General features: G+C 65.4%; 26 protein-coding genes. 12 read left to right on the forward strand and 14 right to left on the reverse strand.

Annotation, left to right across the window (positions count from 1 at the left end):
* Positions 1 to 22 precede the first annotated feature (22 nt).
* Genes A7E77_RS00305 through A7E77_RS00330 form a run of 6 tightly spaced genes read left to right on the forward strand, consistent with a single transcriptional unit; the run spans position 23 to position 2257 of the window.
* The gene (locus tag A7E77_RS00305; RefSeq protein WP_063685073.1) at positions 23 to 484 is read left to right on the forward strand and encodes a hypothetical protein; all 462 of its coding nucleotides are present in this window, start codon (positions 23 to 25) and stop codon (positions 482 to 484) included.
* A complete protein-coding gene (locus A7E77_RS00310) occupies positions 481 to 756 on the forward strand; it encodes a hypothetical protein (RefSeq protein ID WP_063685075.1) in 276 nt (91 codons plus the stop codon). Before A7E77_RS00305 ends, A7E77_RS00310 begins: the two co-directional genes overlap by 4 nt.
* A complete protein-coding gene (locus A7E77_RS00315) occupies positions 749 to 1222 on the forward strand; it encodes a hypothetical protein (RefSeq protein WP_151895434.1) in 474 nt (157 codons plus the stop codon). Before A7E77_RS00310 ends, A7E77_RS00315 begins: the two co-directional genes overlap by 8 nt.
* Entirely contained in the window at positions 1219 to 1659 is a 441-nt protein-coding gene (locus A7E77_RS00320; protein WP_063685079.1) for a glycoside hydrolase family protein, read from the forward strand. Before A7E77_RS00315 ends, A7E77_RS00320 begins: the two co-directional genes overlap by 4 nt.
* Positions 1656 to 1880 (forward strand): hypothetical protein, encoded by a 225-nt coding sequence (locus A7E77_RS00325; protein WP_063685081.1) that lies wholly within the window; start codon positions 1656 to 1658, stop codon positions 1878 to 1880. Before A7E77_RS00320 ends, A7E77_RS00325 begins: the two co-directional genes overlap by 4 nt.
* Positions 1877 to 2257, forward strand: coding sequence for a hypothetical protein (locus tag A7E77_RS00330; RefSeq protein ID WP_063685083.1), 381 nt, complete (start codon positions 1877 to 1879; stop codon positions 2255 to 2257). Before A7E77_RS00325 ends, A7E77_RS00330 begins: the two co-directional genes overlap by 4 nt.
* Before the next feature lie 255 nt (positions 2258 to 2512).
* On the opposite strand, the gene A7E77_RS00335 is transcribed toward A7E77_RS00330, so the two are convergent.
* The 8 genes from A7E77_RS00335 to A7E77_RS00375 all read right to left on the reverse strand — a co-directional run bounded on the left by A7E77_RS00335 (position 2513) and on the right by A7E77_RS00375 (position 5978).
* A complete protein-coding gene (locus A7E77_RS00335; RefSeq protein ID WP_063685084.1) occupies positions 2513 to 2731 on the reverse strand; it encodes a hypothetical protein in 219 nt (72 codons plus the stop codon).
* A gap of 53 nt (positions 2732 to 2784) precedes the next feature.
* A complete protein-coding gene (locus tag A7E77_RS00340) occupies positions 2785 to 3096 on the reverse strand; it encodes a hypothetical protein (RefSeq protein WP_063685086.1) in 312 nt (103 codons plus the stop codon).
* Positions 3096 to 3491 carry a hypothetical protein gene (locus A7E77_RS00345; RefSeq protein ID WP_063685088.1) on the reverse strand — a complete coding sequence of 132 codons (396 nt, stop codon included), beginning with the start codon at positions 3489 to 3491 and terminating at the stop codon, positions 3096 to 3098. The genes A7E77_RS00340 and A7E77_RS00345 overlap by 1 nt, the downstream gene beginning before the upstream one ends.
* Complete coding sequence (locus tag A7E77_RS18550; RefSeq protein WP_192929996.1) at positions 3481 to 3729, reverse strand: DUF551 domain-containing protein; 249 nt, start codon at positions 3727 to 3729, stop codon at positions 3481 to 3483. Before A7E77_RS18550 ends, A7E77_RS00345 begins: the two co-directional genes overlap by 11 nt.
* Positions 3722 to 3985, reverse strand: a complete 264-nt coding sequence (locus A7E77_RS17825) for a hypothetical protein (protein ID WP_063685090.1) — start codon at positions 3983 to 3985, stop codon at positions 3722 to 3724. The genes A7E77_RS18550 and A7E77_RS17825 overlap by 8 nt, the downstream gene beginning before the upstream one ends.
* Positions 3982 to 4164: a hypothetical protein gene (locus A7E77_RS00355; protein ID WP_063685096.1), complete on the reverse strand. Its 183-nt coding sequence runs from the start codon at positions 4162 to 4164 to the stop codon at positions 3982 to 3984. Before A7E77_RS00355 ends, A7E77_RS17825 begins: the two co-directional genes overlap by 4 nt.
* Position 4165: 1 nt before the next feature.
* A complete protein-coding gene (locus A7E77_RS00360) occupies positions 4166 to 4645 on the reverse strand; it encodes a hypothetical protein (RefSeq protein WP_063685098.1) in 480 nt (159 codons plus the stop codon).
* A 406-nt stretch (positions 4646 to 5051) separates the two neighbouring features.
* Entirely contained in the window at positions 5052 to 5978 is a 927-nt protein-coding gene (locus tag A7E77_RS00375; RefSeq protein ID WP_063685104.1) for a DNA-methyltransferase, read from the reverse strand.
* A 126-nt stretch (positions 5979 to 6104) separates the two neighbouring features.
* On the opposite strand from A7E77_RS00375, the gene A7E77_RS17830 reads away from it, so the two are divergent.
* Complete coding sequence (locus A7E77_RS17830) at positions 6105 to 6272, forward strand: hypothetical protein (protein WP_192929997.1); 168 nt, start codon at positions 6105 to 6107, stop codon at positions 6270 to 6272.
* A gap of 22 nt (positions 6273 to 6294) precedes the next feature.
* Here A7E77_RS17830 and A7E77_RS00380 read toward each other — a convergent pair whose 3' ends face one another.
* Positions 6295 to 6744, reverse strand: a complete 450-nt coding sequence (locus A7E77_RS00380; RefSeq protein ID WP_192929998.1) for a GIY-YIG nuclease family protein — start codon at positions 6742 to 6744, stop codon at positions 6295 to 6297.
* A gap of 454 nt (positions 6745 to 7198) precedes the next feature.
* On the opposite strand from A7E77_RS00380, the gene A7E77_RS00385 reads away from it, so the two are divergent.
* Entirely contained in the window at positions 7199 to 8116 is a 918-nt protein-coding gene (locus A7E77_RS00385) for a helix-turn-helix domain-containing GNAT family N-acetyltransferase (RefSeq protein ID WP_063689579.1), read from the forward strand.
* Positions 8113 to 8649 (forward strand): GNAT family N-acetyltransferase, encoded by a 537-nt coding sequence (locus tag A7E77_RS00390; protein WP_063685108.1) that lies wholly within the window; start codon positions 8113 to 8115, stop codon positions 8647 to 8649. Before A7E77_RS00385 ends, A7E77_RS00390 begins: the two co-directional genes overlap by 4 nt.
* Before the next feature lie 23 nt (positions 8650 to 8672).
* On the opposite strand, the gene A7E77_RS00395 is transcribed toward A7E77_RS00390, so the two are convergent.
* Together A7E77_RS00395 and A7E77_RS00400 are read right to left on the reverse strand one after the other, a co-directional pair.
* Positions 8673 to 9836, reverse strand: a complete 1164-nt coding sequence (locus tag A7E77_RS00395) for an MFS transporter (RefSeq protein WP_063685110.1) — start codon at positions 9834 to 9836, stop codon at positions 8673 to 8675.
* A 12-nt stretch (positions 9837 to 9848) separates the two neighbouring features.
* Positions 9849 to 10883, reverse strand: coding sequence for an aldo/keto reductase (locus tag A7E77_RS00400; RefSeq protein WP_063685113.1), 1035 nt, complete (start codon positions 10881 to 10883; stop codon positions 9849 to 9851).
* A 91-nt stretch (positions 10884 to 10974) separates the two neighbouring features.
* Here A7E77_RS00400 and A7E77_RS00405 point away from each other — a divergent pair, with 91 nt between their 5' ends.
* From A7E77_RS00405 to A7E77_RS00415, 3 genes are all read left to right on the forward strand, one after another.
* Positions 10975 to 11892 carry a LysR family transcriptional regulator gene (locus A7E77_RS00405; protein ID WP_063685115.1) on the forward strand — a complete coding sequence of 306 codons (918 nt, stop codon included), beginning with the start codon at positions 10975 to 10977 and terminating at the stop codon, positions 11890 to 11892.
* An 85-nt stretch (positions 11893 to 11977) separates the two neighbouring features.
* A complete protein-coding gene (locus A7E77_RS00410; protein WP_063685117.1) occupies positions 11978 to 13087 on the forward strand; it encodes a lactonase family protein in 1110 nt (369 codons plus the stop codon).
* 53 nt (positions 13088 to 13140) lie between these two features.
* Positions 13141 to 13683, forward strand: coding sequence for a hypothetical protein (locus A7E77_RS00415; RefSeq protein WP_063685119.1), 543 nt, complete (start codon positions 13141 to 13143; stop codon positions 13681 to 13683).
* Positions 13684 to 13698: 15 nt separating this feature from the next.
* Here A7E77_RS00415 and A7E77_RS00420 read toward each other — a convergent pair whose 3' ends face one another.
* From A7E77_RS00420 to A7E77_RS00430, 3 genes are read right to left on the reverse strand one after another with little or no spacing between them, the layout of a single operon-like run.
* Positions 13699 to 14427, reverse strand: a complete 729-nt coding sequence (locus A7E77_RS00420; RefSeq protein WP_063685120.1) for a GntR family transcriptional regulator — start codon at positions 14425 to 14427, stop codon at positions 13699 to 13701.
* 2 nt (positions 14428 to 14429) lie between these two features.
* A complete protein-coding gene (locus A7E77_RS00425) occupies positions 14430 to 15323 on the reverse strand; it encodes an N-acetylmuramic acid 6-phosphate etherase (protein ID WP_063689582.1) in 894 nt (297 codons plus the stop codon).
* Positions 15324 to 15327: 4 nt separating this feature from the next.
* Entirely contained in the window at positions 15328 to 16884 is a 1557-nt protein-coding gene (locus tag A7E77_RS00430; protein ID WP_063685122.1) for a sodium:solute symporter, read from the reverse strand.
* Positions 16885 to 16917 lie beyond the last annotated feature (33 nt).

A 16917-nucleotide genomic window follows, 5' to 3' on the forward strand; every position in this document is an offset into this window, starting at 1 on the left:
CGACTTCGGAGGCAAGTAAGCCATGATGCTGCCGTTCTTCGCCGCACTGCTGGCGCTGCTGATCGTCGCGATGGTCCGCAGTGAGGGGCGCATGGCAGGGACGGCAGCTATCCTGCTTGCCAATTGGGTAATCGAGGTGGCGGTGATCCAGCTTACCGGGGAGCAATTCCCGTGGATGCTGTTCCTGACCGTCGACTATCTGAGCGCCCTTGGCATTCTGGCAATGTCGTACACCCGTTGGCAGCTGGCGGTCATCGCAATCTATGCGCTCCAGGTGATCTGCCACGCGGGCTACGGGCTGTCAGATCAGGGTGCTTGGGCATCATATCACTATTGGTGGGCACTGACATACACCGGCTGGGGGCAGCTGGTCGCGATGGGGGGATGGATCGCTTATGCGCTGGTTGGTGGCCCTGATGGCGCTGGCAGCCGCCTACCATCTTATTTCCGTCGTCATCTCACGCGCGGGGAGACGCGTCCATGATCGAAACACTGCGCCTGATTAACGCGGTCGTGTGGGTCGCACTGCTCGTCTCTCTGTTCGCGCCCATGAAGAAGGCGGTTTGGAGTGGGGGCGCAACGCCTGTCGAACGAGTTCTAGCCGTCGTCTGGTGGCTAGCATTCAACCGCATGTGCTTCGTCAGCGTGTCGCAGTACACGCCCGACGCCGAAGCCCTGCTCGCTTTCTGCTACCTGTTCGCGACGGCCGGCGGTGTCGCCATGCTGATCGTCGCTCGGAGTGCGCGGCGTGCCTGACGGCCCCATCCCCGTCGAAGTCGTGAAGGCTTGGACCCCCGGCGCCTATGCCGGGTGGGCTGCCGTCATCGTACAGTGCTTCATCGCGCTTGGGCTCGTGATCAAGAAGGGGCCTGAATGGCTTGACCGGTGGATCAGCAAGCGCCGGCAGGACGCCGACATCGACCTTGCCGAGCGCACGGCCAAGGCGGCGGAAAAGGCCGCTGAAAAGGCTGAGGAAGCGGCTGAAGCGGCGCAGGTGGCAAAGCGCGTGGATGCGCTTGAGGACCGGGTGACGCGCATGGGGCAGGCCGTTTCGTTCCTTATGAACGCCGCAATCACCGCCACCAATGCCCTACCCGAGGGGCATCCGGCAATCGCGCAGAGTCGCGATCTGATCGCGCTCGCCGCGTCCGCAATCGGCGGTGACGATCCATTCAGCAAGGCGCTTACGAAGCTCGCCAATGTGAAGGGGAATGGGGAATGACCGACGCAATCACCGAAATGGCTACAGCGCACCTGCGCGCTGAGGAAGGCGTTCGCAAGGCAGCCTATCAGGACCACCTTGGATGGTGGACGATCGGCGTTGGGCGGCTGATCGATGCGCGAAAGGGCGGCGGGCTGTCGGACGACGAGATTGACTATCTGCTCGCCAACGACATCGCCAAGGTGCAGCGGCAGATGGCGGGATGGCCCGCATGGGAGAAGGTTAAGGCCGATCCCGTCCGCGCTACCGCGCTTATCAGTATGTGCTTCCAGCTGGGGTCGCAGGGGCTGGCAGGGTTCAAGAACACGCTGGCGATGATCGCGGCCGGGCGCTGGGCCGACGCAGCCAAGAACATGCTTCAGTCGAAGTGGGCGCAGCAGACGCCGGCTCGCGCGCGACGGATCGCAGCCATGATCGAGACGGGGAAGGCGTCGTGATCGAACGCCACAACCTGATCGCCTTCTCTGTGCTGATCGCCGCCATCTGCTACCTAGCCACAATCGCAGCCATCCTGGCCTTCTACGGCAAGTATGCGGAAGCGCTGGGGTTCGGGGGCCTGACGACGGGGCTTGTCGGCGTGCTGGGCACCTTTCGCCCCAAGAGCGCCGTAGCCAACGTCGAGAAGGCAGAGACGGTCAATCAGGGGCCGACGGCATGATCCCCTTCCTCCTCCCCTACATCGCCCGAATTGGCGTGCCACAGCGCCTTCAGCGCACCGCAGCATGGGTGGTGACCCTCATCATCGTCGCAGCCATTGCAGCCCTCTGCGTTTGGGCGTTCTGGCGCTGGGTCGGGCATCGCGAGCAACAGGCCGTGCAAGCCGATCGCGTGGACGTGACCATGGAGGCAGCGAACCGCGTGATCGCAGCCACGGAAGCGGCGGACGTGAACCAGGCGGCGCGGGATGAGGTTACCGCCACCAACGACAAGGAACTTAGCCATGAAGCCTCGAAAGGCGATGCGACTGCTGTTGGCCCTGGCACCGCTGCCGTTCTTGCCCGCATGCGCGAGCAGCAAGCCGCGGGTCGTCGTTGAGGCACCCCCTGCCTATCGCCTGACGTGCAAGGGCGAGCCGCGCGTGCCGGATACGCTGACGGATGAAACCACGGCTGCATTCATCGCGGCGCTTGCCGATGCTGGGGCGGACTGCCGATCGCGGCTGGCATGGGTGCGGGACTGGTCCGCGAAGGTAAAATCCGGTAACAAGTAGACGTCCCTGCTCTGCGCTATGGATTGGGCTTACCCGGTCGACGCATCAGGCTTGGGGTGGCGGTTCCGGTAGCCGCCACCTCACCCCCTCATCGGCATCACCGACAGATCGCCGGCCAGAAACCGCCGCGCCCGATCGCGGAAGAAGTCCCGATACTGCGCTGTGCCGGTGAACCACGTCGTTCCAAACGGCACGTCGAACGGTATTTCGCTGACCGGGGTGTAGGCTGCTAGTTCCTTTGCGCACGCATCCGTTATGGGGTTCACCATGTCGTCGGCGTGTTTGCAGCGCGGGTCCATGGCGGAACGTTAGTGGAACATGCAACGGATGTATAATCCGGGGTGGCCGCTTTCTACGATTGGGGCTTTCCGTTTAATCCCCTCACCTCATCAAGCGCGACGATCGCGGCGCGAATTGGCGGCGTCTCGATTGCCTCACCAAGCTCCTTTTCGGCGATCCTTTCGTTCCACCACTCGTTCAGCAGCTTTTCGCGATTGGCGGCAATATCGCGATGCCACATCAGCCAGACGATCGTATCGGCTGCTTCCAGATCACCGGCCGCAACCAAACGGTCGACAACGGCTTTCAGGTGGACGTTGTTCGGCGCTTGGTGCTTGCCGACGACGGTGGGCTTGTAGCCCTCGTATACCTCGCGAGCTTCCATCACTCCCCCCGCGTATCAATGCTGCGGATGGCGGCACGGGCGGCGACAACCGTATTCATATCTCGCTCAATCTTATGCCGCATCCCAGGATGCCCCCATACCCTTTCGAAACGCGCCTCCACCTCGGCAGCTAGTTCGTCAGCACAATCGGAAAGCAATTTCTCCAACATACTGATCCGCTCCCGCATCGCCTCCTCGGCTTGGTGGCGGTCCGATAGCAGCCATTCGATCGCATCGGCCGCAGCGATGGCGTCTGGGTGTGCATGCTCGCGCACCTCGCCGGCAGACATCTCGACGGGCAGGCCGTTGATCGCGGATATCATCATCCGTGATTGCTGCACCAACCTGCCCTTACGCAGGCGATCGGCAAGCTCGCGTAGCTCCTCAACGCTCATTGGTGGCTCCTGTGGTGGCGGGCGGAAGCTCAGGGAACGGCATCCAATGCGTCGGGGCATCGCCGACCGTCTCAGCCCATTGCGTACGCTCGCTTGTGCCCGAATAGTACCAGCGGCCTAGCTCGCCGTAATAGCGACCGAAGCGCGTCCACCGCTTCTCAGCGTGGCAGCAAAGAACATGCTTTGACTTCTGCCACACCTCCTTCGGCGCCGTCTCAATCGGTTGCCACTTATCCACGACCCGCCTCCATCGCTCGGGCGCGGAAAGCGATCGCGTTCTCCAGTTCGCCTTCCCGCACGTCGCGCCAACGCTTGCCCTTCGTGTAGAATTGCAGCGTACACGGCCCGTCTTGGCTATAGACCATCAGGTAGTGCGCCGCCTCGTTCATGGCGCGCACCGATGGCCCTTCGCAGCCCGCTACCGGCATGCCATCTTGGATCAGGCGGAAACGCATCGTGTCCTCCACCAGCCCTTCGCGCGTGAGGTCGGTCATGCGACTAGCTCCCCGTTGCGGTCCTTGGTCAGCTTCTCGCCGTCAGCGTAGACGGCGTACCGATCGCCAGCATGGTACGCCCCATACCAAGCCATGATCGGCTCCATGCTCGCGGTGTCGCAGCGGATCGCCATCACCTTCGGCCGCGCATCGCTATTCACGAATTTGAGTTCGACCATCTCACTCTCCTTTGCGGGCGGGGTCTGCGGCGCGAGCGCGGCGGGCGCTGTCGTATTCCTTGCCGACTAGCCCCATGCGCTTCACATCCTCGGGCCAGATACCAGCGCGGCAGTGCGGACACGCCGGCACCATGTTCCGCTTGCGCCACTTCTGGTCGATTTCCTTGGCGGCGATCGACCGAAGCTGAAACGACTGCGCCTCGTTGGCCTCTTCCAGCATGCGGCGGGCCTTCTTCTGCGCACCGTCAAAATGCTCGACCAGCAGCTTGAACGCGTCGAATGGCTCAACGTCCGTCTCGCAATCCGAGCACCAGATGCGACGCTCTCGATCGTCATAGCGTAGGCCGTGATGCCGACACGTCCGCACTGGCCGGCGCGTCATGCCGCGAGCAACACGCAGATCGCCAAAGTCGATGACAGTCACCCCGCCAAGGTACGACTGAGGCTCGATAGGCGGCGTTCGCGGACCTTCCTCGTTCATTCTGCGCTCCTGGGTTTGGTGGTGGGGGTGCGACGGGCTGAGGGGTGCGTGCCAGCTGCGATCTGGGCCATCACGTCTAGGCTCGGCATTGCTGTCCACACATCCAAAGCGTGGAAGCCGCCGATTTTGCCTGCCAACGCAGCGGCACGGTACATATCCAGTTGGAAGCCGCTATCCCGGCAGACGCGGATGTATAGGTCTTGCCGGAGCTTGCGCTCTACCTCGCCCATCTATCCCTCTCCCTTGTCGAGGTGGCGGGGGATGTCGGAGGCTTCCCATAATCTGTTCACCGTTCGCAGAGCCACCGCGCCGAACGCGCTAAAATCCGTATACTGACACCTGAGGATGATAAGATCGCGGACCTGCTGCACTTCTTGTTCGGTCACGACGTGAGTGAAGTGGCGGGTCATGCTGCGATGTCCGCGAACATGCCGGCGTCGCCCGCAATCCGTTGTTGCGCAATCTCGGCATAGGCCGGGTTCAACTCGATCCCAATGCAATCGCGCTGATAACGATCGGCCACTAGACCGGTCGTTCCGGCGCCGAAGAATGGATCCAGCACAGTGCCGCCGTGAGGGCAGCCGGCCTTGATGCAAATTTCCGCCAATTCCTCAGGCATGGTGGCGAAGTGGGCACCTGCGAAGTTTGGGGGAGCGAGGTGCCAGACGCTCTTAAGATTTGCACCGTTAGCCATCTGCTCGGCTTTGGTCATTGCGTCCCAGCGATCATTGAAGCCGGCATGACGGCGTGTATGGCCACGCTGTTTGTCGCCGCCCACTGCCTTCATCGCACCGTTCGACTTGGCGCCGCCATTTGCGCGCACGGATCCGGCCTGTTCAGCAACGTTTTGTGCCAGTCGGCCTACCGAACTTTCAGCCAGAGGCGTACGAACGGCATCGCGATCGTAATGATAGGTTGCCGACTTCGCGAACTGAAACACGAACTCATGAGCGCAGGTAGATCGATCCTGCACACTCTCGGGCATCGGGCGTTTCTTGAACCACACGTTGTCCTGGCGCAGGATCCAGCCATCGTCCTGTAGCGCCAGCGCGAGCCGTGCGGGCATCAGCAGCTTATTCTTGCCGGGGCCAAAGCTGTCGCCGATGTTGAGCCACAGCGTGCCGTCGTCCCGCAGCACGCGTCGCACCTCGCGGAACACCTCGACCATGCCGACAATGAACGCCTCTGGTGTGGCTTCAAGCCCCATCTGTCCGTCATGCCCATAGTCGCGCAACCCGAAGTAGGGCGGCGACGTGACGCAGCAGTGGACGCTTGCGTCTGGCAACTTGGCCAAAATTTCGCGGCAATCGCCTACTTTGATCGTGACAGCCATAAGGTCAGTCTTGCCTCTTTAACCACTAGCGGATAAGACCATACCCACTAGCGGATTGCAAGGGATAAAGCACTAGTGGAAACGATTGATTCGACTAGCGGTTACGCGAACGCTACAGCGCGCCGGATGACGCGGCCCAAAGAGTTCACCGAGCAACTCGCCTTCCTCGTAAAGGAGGGGACGAAGGAGCGGATTGAGTCCGCGCGCGGTAACGTAAAGACGGCCGACTTCCTCCGCCAAGCCATAGACGACGCGATCGCCAAGGCTCGTCGCTCCAGTCGGAACAAGCCGTGAATCAGGCTCCGGGAATAATTCGCTAGGCGCACGCTTCGGCCTGCTTGCCGTAATGTGCCTCTTCGGTGGCGATCAGCGCCTGCCGAAGCTCTTCCATCGACATCTGCGGACCATGGCGCGATTCCCGCGTCATCTTCTTGTACCAGTCGTTCGGATCGACTTCGGTTGAACCACGCTCGGCAACTCCCCGCGGCAGCTCGACTTTGGGAAGCCGATCGATTGCGCTCAAAAGGTCGTGAGCCGGCCGGAACCACTCGCCGCCAATCCTAAGGCGAGCGAACAGACGATGCCACTCGGACTCGTCATTGCGTGTACCCGGAACCATACCGATGAACCGGAGCGCGCGTGGGTTGCCGCATTGGATGTTGTAGATGCGGGCCTGGGGGTTGGCCGCGTACCCGATTTTGATCGGCCCCTTGCGCCCTTCCCGGATGAAATAGACCCAGCCTGTGCTATGTATCTCGTCAACCACGTGACCCTCCTTCGGTCGCTTGGTGGCCTCGTTCGGACGGCACATCCGGGCGGGGCCAATTGGTTTACGAAGGATCGCTAAGCTATTGATTCATATAGGCCGTTTTTGCTGACGGTTTACACACGGGCGGCAGAAAACCGCCAAACGCATCAGCTTTGGGAGCAGGATGTCGCAGGTTCGAATCCTGTCTCCCCGACCATTTTTGGCGCGGTCTCACCGGACGATCACAGGCTGCGGCATGTGACAAACGCTTTGCCGCTCCAGCATTCAGGCTAAACGGTTCGCAGGGCGCTGCGACCAGGCATTGAGATCGGCCGACCGGCGACGTCCGGCCTACCGTCCCAGCGCCAGCGTATCTTCTCCCGACGGCACGGCTATGGCCATAGCCCCTCCACGCCGTCGCTCCCATCGCAATACTTGACTCCGTCAACCATTCCGAGCCAGCATGGCGGACATGGAAGATGCAGACGTCACCGCGATCCGCCGGTTCAACCGCTTTTATACCCAAACGATCGGCGCACTTGATGCACGGTTTCTCGGAACCGAGGCGACCCTGCCCGAGGCGCGGTTGCTGTTCGAGATCGCGACGCGCGAACCCGTCACCGCGACCGTGTTGCAGGATGCGCTCGACATGGACGCGGGCTATCTGAGCCGCCTGGTCGCGCGCTTCGAAAAGCGCGGCTGGATCGCGCGCGTACGGCGGGACGACGATGCCCGCGCGCGCGATCTGCGGCTGACCGAGGCGGGGCGTGCGGCGTTCGCGGTCGTCGACCAGCGCCAGCGCGACGCCGTCAGCGATCTGCTCGGCGCGATGGACGGACTGGCGCGGCGCGATCTGGTCGAGGCCTTGACGCGCGCGCGGTTGCTGCTCGATCCGGCATCGGGTGGCGCGTTCGTCATCCGCCCCTTCCGTACCGGCGAGCCCGCCATGATCGCCGCGCGCCAGTCGTTGCTCTATGCCGAGAGCCATGGTTGGGGTCGCGACCTCGAAACGCTCGAGAGCGAGGTGACCGCGGCGTTCCTGCGCGACTTCAATCCGGCGCGCGAGCAATGCTGGGTCGCTGACATCGACGGGGTCATGGCGGGCGCCGTGTTCGTCACCGACGAAGGCGATGGCGTTGCCCGGCTGCGCCTGTTGCATGTCGAGCCCTTTGCCCGGCGCCGTGGCATCGGCGATGCGCTGGTCGCCCGCTGTGTCGGCTTCGCGCGGGATACAGGCTACCATACGCTCATGCTGTGGACGCACACGGTGTTGGAATCGGCGCGCCGTATCTATGCCGCGCAGGGGTTCGTGTGTGTCGAAACCGCGATGCACGACGCGTTCGGCGTCCCGCTGCAAGGGGAAACGTGGCGACTGGAGCTGGCCGCATGAGCGCCGCGCTGACCATCCGCATTGCCACCGAAGCCGATGTAGGAGCGCTGCGCGACCTGATGGCGCTGTCGATCGATCGGGGTCAGGCCGCGGTGCTCACCCCGGCGCAGATCGTTGCCAGCCGGGCGGTGATGGGGCTCGACACGCAATTGGTGCGCGACGGCAGCTATTTCGTCGTCGAGGACCATAATGTGCCGGTCGGCTGCGGGGGTTGGAGCCGGCGCGCGATGCTCTATGGCGGCGACCATAGCACCGATTTGCGCGATCCGGCGTTGCTCGATCCGGCAAAGGACGCCGCCCGGATCCGTGCGATGTATACCCACCCGGATCATGTCCGGCGCGGGGTCGGCCGGATGATCCTCGCCGCTTGCGAACAGGCGGCGCGGACGGCGGGGTTCGCCGCCGTCGAACTGATGGGCACGGCGGGCGGCGTGCCGCTCTATGCCGCGAGCGGCTATGCGCCGATTGAGCGGGCCGATACGCACGTCGAGGGCGTCGTCGTGCCATTGACCCGGATGCGCAAGCGGCTGTGACTCGAGGCTAACGGGGCCGCGCGTCAGGCCGGACACACCTCGGCGCGCGGCTGACGCCGGAACGCCAGCAGCATCGCCAGTGCCACCGCCGCCATCGCCGCACCCGCGAGCGACACCGCGGGCAGCCCCAGCCCGGACCCGATCACGCCCCCGCCCAGCGCCGCGCCGATGGCGTTGCCGAGATTGAACGCACCGATATTCATCGCGGAAGCGAGGTTCGGCGCGTCCGAAGCCGCATCCATCACCCGCATCTGGAGCGGCGGCACGATCGCGAAGCTGGCGATACCCCAGACCAGGACCGCGATCGCGGCGGTCACCGGCCATTGCATCAGCACCGTGAAGGCGAGCAGCGTCAGCGCCATGATCGTCAGCATGGTCATCAGCGTCCGCTCGACCGACCGGTCCGCCAGCCGACCACCCAAACCATTGCCGATCGTCGCGCCGACCCCGAACAGCATCAGCATCGCGGTGACATAGCCGGTCGAGCCGTGCGTCACATCGCGCAGGATCGGTACGATATAAGTGAACACGGTGAACACGCCGCCAAAGCCGATCGTGGTCAAAGCCAGCGCCATGACCACCGGCCCGCGCGTCAGCACGCGCAGTTCGGCGCGCATGTCGCCGCCCTCGGATGCGGGCAGCGGCGGCAGCGCGAGCCGCAGAGACAGCATCGCGATGGCGCCGACGCCCGCGATCCCGGCGAAGGCGGTGCGCCAGCCGATCGCCTCGCTGACCCAGGTCGCCGCGGGCACGCCGCCGATCGTGGCAACGGTCAGCCCGGTGAACATCGCCGCCACCGCGCCCGCGCGCTTGTCCGGCGGCACGAGGCTGGCGGCCACCACCGATCCAACGCCGAAGAATGCGCCATGGTTGAACGAGGTGACGAACCGCGCCGCCATCAGCATCCAATAGCCGTCCGCCATCGCCGACAGCGCATTGCCGAGCGTGAAGATGCCCATCAGTGCGATCAGCAGCGTCCGCCGATCGATCCGCCCCGTGGTGAGCGTCAACAGCGGCGCGCCGATCAGCACGCCCATCGCATAGGCGCTGACCAGCAGCCCGGCGGCAGGGATCGACACATGCAGGTCGCTTGCGATCACCGGCAACAGGCCCATCGGCGCGAACTCGGTCACGCCGATGCCGAAGGCGCCGACCGCCAGCGCGATCAGCCCAGAGTTGAATTTCATGATTTGGGTTCCTCAAACCATCGGCGGCGCGAGGCGGGCGAAGCCCTCCTGCTGCCGATAAGGGGTGTGCGGATAAGGCGGCAGCACGTCGCTCGCGGCGTCGAGCATCGCCACCTGCTCGGGCGACAACGCCCAGCCGACCGCGCCCAGATTGTCGCGCAGCTGCGCCTCGTCGCGCGCACCGATGATGACCGACGATACGGTCGGCCGCCGCAGCAGCCAGTTGATCGCGACCTGTGGCACCGTTTTGCCCGTCTCTGCCGCCACCGCCTCCAGCGCATCGACGACCCGGTAGAGATGCTCATCCTCGACCGGCGGCGCGAACTGCGCAGTGTCGTGCAACCGGCTGCCCGCCGGGATCGGCCGGCCGCGCCCGATCTTGCCGGTCAGCCGTCCCCAGCCCAGCGGGCTCCAGACCAGCGCACCGATGCCCTGATCCGCCGCCAGCGGCATCAGGTCCCATTCATAGGCACGGCCGATCAACGAGTAATAGACCTGGTGCGCGACAAGGCGCGGCCAGCCATGGCGATCTGCCAGCGCTTGCGCTTTGATGATCTGCCAGCCGGGATAGTTGGAGACGCCGGCATAACGCACCTTGCCGTCGGCGATCAGCCGGTCGAGCGTACCCATCACCTCCTCGGTCGGCGTTGACGCGTCGAAGGCGTGAAGCTGGAGCAGGTCGATCCGGTCGGTGTCGAGCCGCCGCAGTGCCGCTTCAACCGCGCCGATCAGACGCGCCCGCGACGCGCCCCAGTCCTGCGGGCCGTCACCCATGGGCAAGCCGGTCTTGGTCGAGATCAGGACGGCATCGCGCCGCCCCTTGATTGCCTCGCCCAGCACCTGTTCCGACGCGCCGTCCGAATAGACGTCGGCGGTGTCGAACAGCGTCACGCCCGCGTCGAGGCAGATGTCGACCAGCCGCCGTGCCTCGGCAGCGTCGCTGGTGCCCCAGGCACTGAACAGCGGCCCCTTGCCGCCGAAGGTCCCCGCGCCGAACGACAGGGCCGGAACGCGCAGGCCGGACGATCCCAATTGCCGATATTCCATGACACCTCCTTTGCGAATTTCATTGTCAGGCGCATAGATGGACGGTGAAGCGGGGCCGCGTAACCGCCCGCCGGTGCAAAGGATCTATGCCTTGGACACAAAGGTAGCTGGCAATGACGATCGCGCCCGGTCGCTTGCCCTGTTCGCGAGCGTCGTGGAGGAAGGCAGCTTCTCCGCCGCCGGTCGCACGCTCGGGCTGACGCCCTCGGCGGTGGCGCGCGCGATCGACCGGATCGAGGCGCGGCTGGGCGTGCGATTGTTGCTGCGGTCGACCCGTGCGCTGACGCTGACCGCCGAGGGGCAGGCCTATCTGCTCGCTGCGCGGCGCATCCTGGCCGATCTCGACGATGCCGAACAGCAGATCGCCGATCAGGGCGCGCCGCGCGGACGGTTGCGGATCAGTGCGGCGCTGGCGCATGGGCGACTGTGCGTCGTGCCACTGCTCGGCGACTTCGCCCGCGCTTATCCGCACATCCTCATCGATATCGCGCTGACCGACACGCTGGTTGATGTCGCAGCAGGACAGGCCGATGTCGCGATCCGCTTCGGCCCGCTCGCCGATAGCGGCCTCACCGCCCGCAAATTGTCCGAGGCGCGGCGGGTGATCGTCGCGTCGCCCGACTATCTGGCGCGGGCGGGCACACCGCAGGTGCCCGAAGACCTGCACGCCCACAATTGCCTCAACTTCAATTTCCGCCGCGCCGAACCCATCTGGCCGTTCCGCCGCGACGGCCGGGATTTCGCGTTGTCCGTCGAGGGCGGCATCGTCGCCAACAATGGCGAGACTTTGGGTCATCTCGCCGCCGCGGGAGTCGGCATCACCCGGGTCGGCCGCTTCAGCGTCGCAGCCGAGATCGCGGACGGACGGCTCGTGCCGCTGCTGGAGGACTATAATCCGGGCGACGTAGAGCTGATCCACGCCGTCTTCGTCGGCGGCTCGACGACGCCCGCCCGCGTGCGGGTCTTCGTCGACTTCCTGGTCGAACGGCTTGCCAGCCGCTTCGAGTAAGCGAGCGCGACGCAAACGCAATCGGACGGCCCGCGGCAAACAGCCGGCCGTTGACGCGACGCGCATAGGCGGGTTCAAGCGGGCCATGATCGACACATTTCCGTTCCGCCCATCCCGTCGTGCCGTCGTCGGCGGCGCGCTTGCGATCGGGTTGCTGCCACGCACCGGCATCGCGGCCCCCACTTCCCGGCTGTTCGCTGGCACCTATGCGCAAGAAGGCGGCGCCGGGTTGGTGTCGTTGGCCGCGGACCAGGGCGGCTGGACCGCCGGCGCCGCTCATGCCGCGATCCGCAACGCCTCCTTCGGCGTCGTGTCACGGCGTCACCGGCTGCGCTATCTGCTGGACGAGCAGCAAAAGGGCATGATGGGCGTCTATGACGCATCGCTGCGACAGGTCGCTATGTCGTCCACCATGGGCGCAGACCCCTGCCACATCACCCTGTCGCAGGACGGCACGCTGCTGGCGGCGGCGAATTATTCGAGCGGGAGCGTCGCGCTATGGGCGCTCAATCCGGCGACGGGGCTTCCGACGGGCCGCCCTGCGGTGGCCCAGCACCAGGGCAGCGGCCCAGATGCCAAGCGACAGGCCGGCCCGCATGCGCACTGGGTGGGCTTCGACCGCAGCGGCGACATCCTCCACTCGGTCGACCTCGGTGCCGACGCCATTTTCTTGCACCATATCGATCGCGCGGCGGGCAGGATTGCGAAGACCAGCATCGCCTATCGTGCCGTCGCAGGATCGGGGCCACGGCATCTGGTGCGTCACCCTCGCCTGCCGGTCGCCTATCTCGTCGCCGAGCTGGCCAACACGGTCACCGTATTGCGTGCCGAAACGGACGGCAGCTTTGGCCGGCGCGCCGAGGTATCGACCCTGCCCGCCGGCTTCAGCGGCACGTCCTTCGCGGCCCATATCGCGGTAAACGCGGCCGGAACGCGCCTTTACGTCTCCAATCGCGGGCACGACAGCATCGCGGTCTTCGCCATCGGCGCCAACGGTGATCTCAGCCTGCTGCAGCATGTCGGATGCGGGGGTCACTGGCCGCGCTTCTTCCTGCTGACGGAAGACCGGAACGCCATGCTGGTCGCTAATGAGCGATCGGGCGGCATCGCCCGCCTGCCGCTGGAGCGGGACGGTCGCTCGCGGCCCGCGGTCGGCACCACCCCGGTGCCGGGCGTCGTATTTCTGACCGAATAAGGTCGCCGGCTTTTACGTGGATACCTTCGATGCCGACCGCGCGTTGAGGCGGCATGGCGCGCAAACTAAAGGTCTTCCGCACCCCGATCGGGTTTCACGACGCCTATGTCGCCGCGCCGAGCCAAAAGGCGGCATTGCAGGCCTGGGGTACGGAGACCGATCTGTTCGCCCGCGGCGTCGCGGAGCAGGTGACGGACGCTGCGCTGATGGAAGAGCCCTTGGCGCACCCGGGCGACGTCATCCGGAAGACGCGCGGCAGCGTGGACGACCATCTGGCCGCCTTGCCGGCCACACACAAGCGCAAGCCGCCAAACGCGACGGATGCGCCCCCGGCCAAGACCAGACGCACGAAGCCCAAGCCCCGCCCCTCTCGCTCCAAGCTCGATCAGGCCGAACAGGCGATCGAGGAGGCGGAGCAGCGATACGATGCGGCGCGACGTGATCTCGCCGGGCGCGAGGCAGCGCTGCGCAAGGAACGCCAGGCACTGGACAACGACCGGGATCGCGAGAGCGAACGGCTGGAAACCGCGCGCGCGAACCAAGAGCGACACTATCGCGAGGCCATGGAAGCGTGGCGTGATGGCGAGGCCGACTGATCGCCGCAGGGCAGCTCAAATGACGTTGAGGTCCGTCACGAACTCATAGCGATCGCCGCGATAGACCGATCGGGTGAATTCGACGATGCGGCCATCGGGAATCCGCGTACGCCGCTCGATCCGCAAGACCTCGGAATGCTGGCGGACGCTCAGGATCCCCGCTTCGGTTTCGGTCGCCAGCGACGCGCGGATCCGCTGCGTGCCCGATGTCGGCCGAAAGCCATGGACGTCGAGCGCCTGATAGAGCGAGTCGCCCAGCGCATCGAGATCGGGCATGAACATTGCCGGGATCACCGCATGTTCGATCGCCAGCGGCTCGTCGCCCGCCAGCCGTACGCGGCCCAAGCGCGCGACGCGGACATCCGGCGACACCTCCAGCACCGCGGCTTCCTCCTCGGTCGCCAGGGCATAGGATTTGTAGATCCAGACCACTCCCGGATCCTGTCCGCGCGAGCGCGTATCGTCGCTGAAGCTGTTGAGCTTCGCGCCCGCCGTCTCGATCCGCCGCGCGACGAACGTGCCCGACCCATGTTTGCTGATCACCACGCCTTCGTCGATCAGCTGCTTGATGCCCTTACGCACCGTAACGCGCGACAGGCCCGCCATTTCGCTGAGCTCGCGTTCGGAGGGGAGCGCGCTGCCGGGATCGATGCCGCCGCCGTCGATATGCTCGCGCAGGCGCTGGGCGAGCTGCATGTACAAGGGCGTCGCTTCGTCGCTGCGCGTCCAGGCGATCTCGCGCACCGTTACGCCTCCCGCTTGCCGATGGCGTGCAGGACGTCGCGCAGGCTGCCGCGATGTGCGTCGAGCAGCTGCGCCGCCGTCTCGACCGGGACCCCCATGGCGACGACGATCCCCAGCCGAATGTCGTTATCCGCCAGCTCGAGCGAGCGTGCGGCGACCTCGGCATCGACGCCGGCGAGGTCCTGCACCATGCGACGTGCCCGTACCAAGAGCTTCGCATTGGAGACGCGCATCGCCACCATGCGCCCGCGATAGACGAGGCCGAGCCGCAGCATCACCGCGGTCGACAGCAGGTTCAACACCGCCTTTTGTGCGGTGCCCGCCTTCATCCGCGTCGATCCGGCCAGAACTTCGCTACCGGTGTCCGCGACGATCACGTGCTCAGCCTGCTCGCTCAGCGGCATATCGGGATTGTTGGTGATGCCGATCGTCAACGCGCCAAGCGCCCGCGCGCGTTCGATCACGGCGACGGTATAGGGCGTCCGCCCGCTGGCGGCGACGCCGATGACGACGTCGGACGCGGTGAGGCCGCAGGCATCAATGTCGCGGTGCGCGGCCTCGACATCGTCCTCCGCCCCTTCGCGCGCTTCCGTCAGCGCGCCCATGCCGCCCGCCATCAGGAAGACGAGGCGATCCATCGGCCAGCCGAAGGTCGGGTGAAGCTCGGTCCCGTCCTGAACCGCCAGCCGGCCGGATGTGCCCGCTCCAACGAAGATCAGCCGCCCGTCGTGCTCCAGCCGCGCCGCGGCCGCTTCCGCCGCCTCCGCGATCGCGGCGACCTGCGACTGGAGCGCCGCGATCGCCGCCATCTGCCCCTCCAGCATCGCCTCGACAGCCGACTGGGTCGGCCACAGGTCGAGTTCCAGGAACCGGGGATCGAGCGCTTCGGTGTTCATCATATCAACGACCTCGATGCGATGCCGGGCCGGCTGGCGCGGCGCAGACCAGGAAGGCGACGGCCGTTCCCAGACACAGCTGAAACGGAAAGGACAGGCCGGTGAGGACCAGCGGCAGACCGATCACCTTGGCGATAGCGGGTTGCAGCAACACGATCGTGACAAAGCCGATCAGCAGCGCGGCGATCGCCGATCCGGTAGTGCCGCGGGTGGTGAAGACCGCGGTGAAATAGACGCCCAGCAGCCCTGCATAGCTGAACACCATCACCTGCAACGCAAATTCCAGCAGGCCCATCGAACTGTGGCGCTGCCAATAATAAGACGCGACCGCCATCAGGAACATCGCAAAGCCGATCACCCCCATGCCCGCGCGCCCGGCCTGGACGAAGTGATGCTCCTCCACCGGCCCGCGCCGGTCGCGCCAGGGGCGATAGAAGTCCTGCACCAGCACCGACGACATCGCGTTGAGCGCGGAGTTGGTCGTCGCGACCGCGGCGGCGCAGATGCCGATCGTCACCAGACCGCGCAGGCCGCCGGGCAATTCGGTGAGGATGTAATGCATGAAGATGCTGATCTTCTCGCCGCCGAACTGGCTGGCCGCGACGGCACCGGTGCCGCCCATCAGGTCTGGGCGGTTGTAGAAGATATAGAGCAGCAGGCCGATCACGATGAACATGCCGACCGTCGGCACTGTCGCCAGAACGGACAGGTACAGGCTGCGCGCGCCCGTCTTGGCATCCTTGCACGACAGCAGGCGCTGCGTGGTGTCCTGATCCATGCCTGCATTCGCGATGTAGAGCAGCGCGATGCCGGTCACGATCGCCAGCATCGAGAACGGCCGCGACAGATCGAACGAGAAATCGAACAGCCGCAGCTTGTCGACGCCTTCGGGCGTGTGCGCCAGCGCGTGCAGGATCTGGGCGTTGGACGCGGGAATCGACAGGCGCAGGAACACGACCACCGCCACCGCCGACCCGACGTAGACGATGAACTGGATCAGGTCGTTCCACAGCACCGATTTCAGGCCACCGACGAAGGTGAAGGCGACGCTCGCCACGATCAGCGCGGCCGCCGCGATCATGATCCCCTGCGCCCCGACGCTGCCCGTGACGACCATCGCCAGCGCGATCGCGGCAAGATATACGCGCGCGCCCCCGGCAAAGACCCGCCCGATCAGGAACATACCGCCCGCCCAGCGCGTCGCGCGTTCGCTGAAGCGCAGCGTCAGCAATTCATAGGCGGTGGTCGCGCGGATGGCGTAGAAGCGCGGGATCAGCACATGGGCGACGAAGATCGCACCGATCAGCCCGCCGATATTGCCGGTAAGATAGGTCAGGTCGCCGCGATAGCCGTAATCCGGCCCGCCCAGGAACGTCGCGGCCGACTGGGTTGCCGACAGGACCGACAGTGCCGCAAGCCACGCGGGAACGTTGCCGCCGGCCAGGAAATAGTCGTGGGCGGACTCGGTCTTGCGCGGGGTGAACACCCATCCGCCCGCGACCAGCAACAGCAGATAGGCCGCGATGACGAGCCAGTCGGCAACAGAAAAGGGCAACATCATCGAGCCATGCTCCGCTTATGTTGGACCGGGTGT

Source organism: Sphingomonas sp. NIC1 (assembly GCF_001638925.1).
Taxonomy (GTDB): Bacteria; Pseudomonadota; Alphaproteobacteria; order Sphingomonadales; family Sphingomonadaceae; genus Sphingomonas; species Sphingomonas aquatilis.

What these genes read in the sequence shown, in the direction of transcription:
- A7E77_RS00305 (WP_063685073.1), top strand. Translation starts at nt 23, where the DNA reads ATGATGCTGCCGTTCTTCGCCGCACTGCTGGCGCTGCTGATCGTCGCG.
- A7E77_RS00310 (WP_063685075.1), top strand. Translation starts at nt 481, where the DNA reads ATGATCGAAACACTGCGCCTGATTAACGCGGTCGTGTGGGTCGCACTG.
- A7E77_RS00320 (WP_063685079.1), top strand. Translation starts at nt 1,219, where the DNA reads ATGACCGACGCAATCACCGAAATGGCTACAGCGCACCTGCGCGCTGAG.
- A7E77_RS00330 (WP_063685083.1), top strand. Translation starts at nt 1,877, where the DNA reads ATGATCCCCTTCCTCCTCCCCTACATCGCCCGAATTGGCGTGCCACAG.
- A7E77_RS00335 (WP_063685084.1), bottom strand. Translation starts at nt 2,731, where the DNA reads ATGGACCCGCGCTGCAAACACGCCGACGACATGGTGAACCCCATAACG.
- A7E77_RS00340 (WP_063685086.1), bottom strand. Translation starts at nt 3,096, where the DNA reads ATGGAAGCTCGCGAGGTATACGAGGGCTACAAGCCCACCGTCGTCGGC.
- A7E77_RS00345 (WP_063685088.1), bottom strand. Translation starts at nt 3,491, where the DNA reads ATGAGCGTTGAGGAGCTACGCGAGCTTGCCGATCGCCTGCGTAAGGGC.
- A7E77_RS17825 (WP_063685090.1), bottom strand. Translation starts at nt 3,985, where the DNA reads ATGACCGACCTCACGCGCGAAGGGCTGGTGGAGGACACGATGCGTTTC.
- A7E77_RS00355 (WP_063685096.1), bottom strand. Translation starts at nt 4,164, where the DNA reads ATGGTCGAACTCAAATTCGTGAATAGCGATGCGCGGCCGAAGGTGATG.
- A7E77_RS00360 (WP_063685098.1), bottom strand. Translation starts at nt 4,645, where the DNA reads ATGAACGAGGAAGGTCCGCGAACGCCGCCTATCGAGCCTCAGTCGTAC.
- A7E77_RS00375 (WP_063685104.1), bottom strand. Translation starts at nt 5,978, where the DNA reads ATGGCTGTCACGATCAAAGTAGGCGATTGCCGCGAAATTTTGGCCAAG.
- A7E77_RS17830 (WP_192929997.1), top strand. Translation starts at nt 6,105, where the DNA reads ATGACGCGGCCCAAAGAGTTCACCGAGCAACTCGCCTTCCTCGTAAAG.
- A7E77_RS00385 (WP_063689579.1), top strand. Translation starts at nt 7,199, where the DNA reads ATGGAAGATGCAGACGTCACCGCGATCCGCCGGTTCAACCGCTTTTAT.
- A7E77_RS00390 (WP_063685108.1), top strand. Translation starts at nt 8,113, where the DNA reads ATGAGCGCCGCGCTGACCATCCGCATTGCCACCGAAGCCGATGTAGGA.
- A7E77_RS00395 (WP_063685110.1), bottom strand. Translation starts at nt 9,836, where the DNA reads ATGAAATTCAACTCTGGGCTGATCGCGCTGGCGGTCGGCGCCTTCGGC.
- A7E77_RS00400 (WP_063685113.1), bottom strand. Translation starts at nt 10,883, where the DNA reads ATGGAATATCGGCAATTGGGATCGTCCGGCCTGCGCGTTCCGGCCCTG.
- A7E77_RS00410 (WP_063685117.1), top strand. Translation starts at nt 11,978, where the DNA reads ATGATCGACACATTTCCGTTCCGCCCATCCCGTCGTGCCGTCGTCGGC.
- A7E77_RS00415 (WP_063685119.1), top strand. Translation starts at nt 13,141, where the DNA reads ATGGCGCGCAAACTAAAGGTCTTCCGCACCCCGATCGGGTTTCACGAC.
- A7E77_RS00425 (WP_063689582.1), bottom strand. Translation starts at nt 15,323, where the DNA reads ATGAACACCGAAGCGCTCGATCCCCGGTTCCTGGAACTCGACCTGTGG.
- A7E77_RS00430 (WP_063685122.1), bottom strand. Translation starts at nt 16,884, where the DNA reads ATGATGTTGCCCTTTTCTGTTGCCGACTGGCTCGTCATCGCGGCCTAT.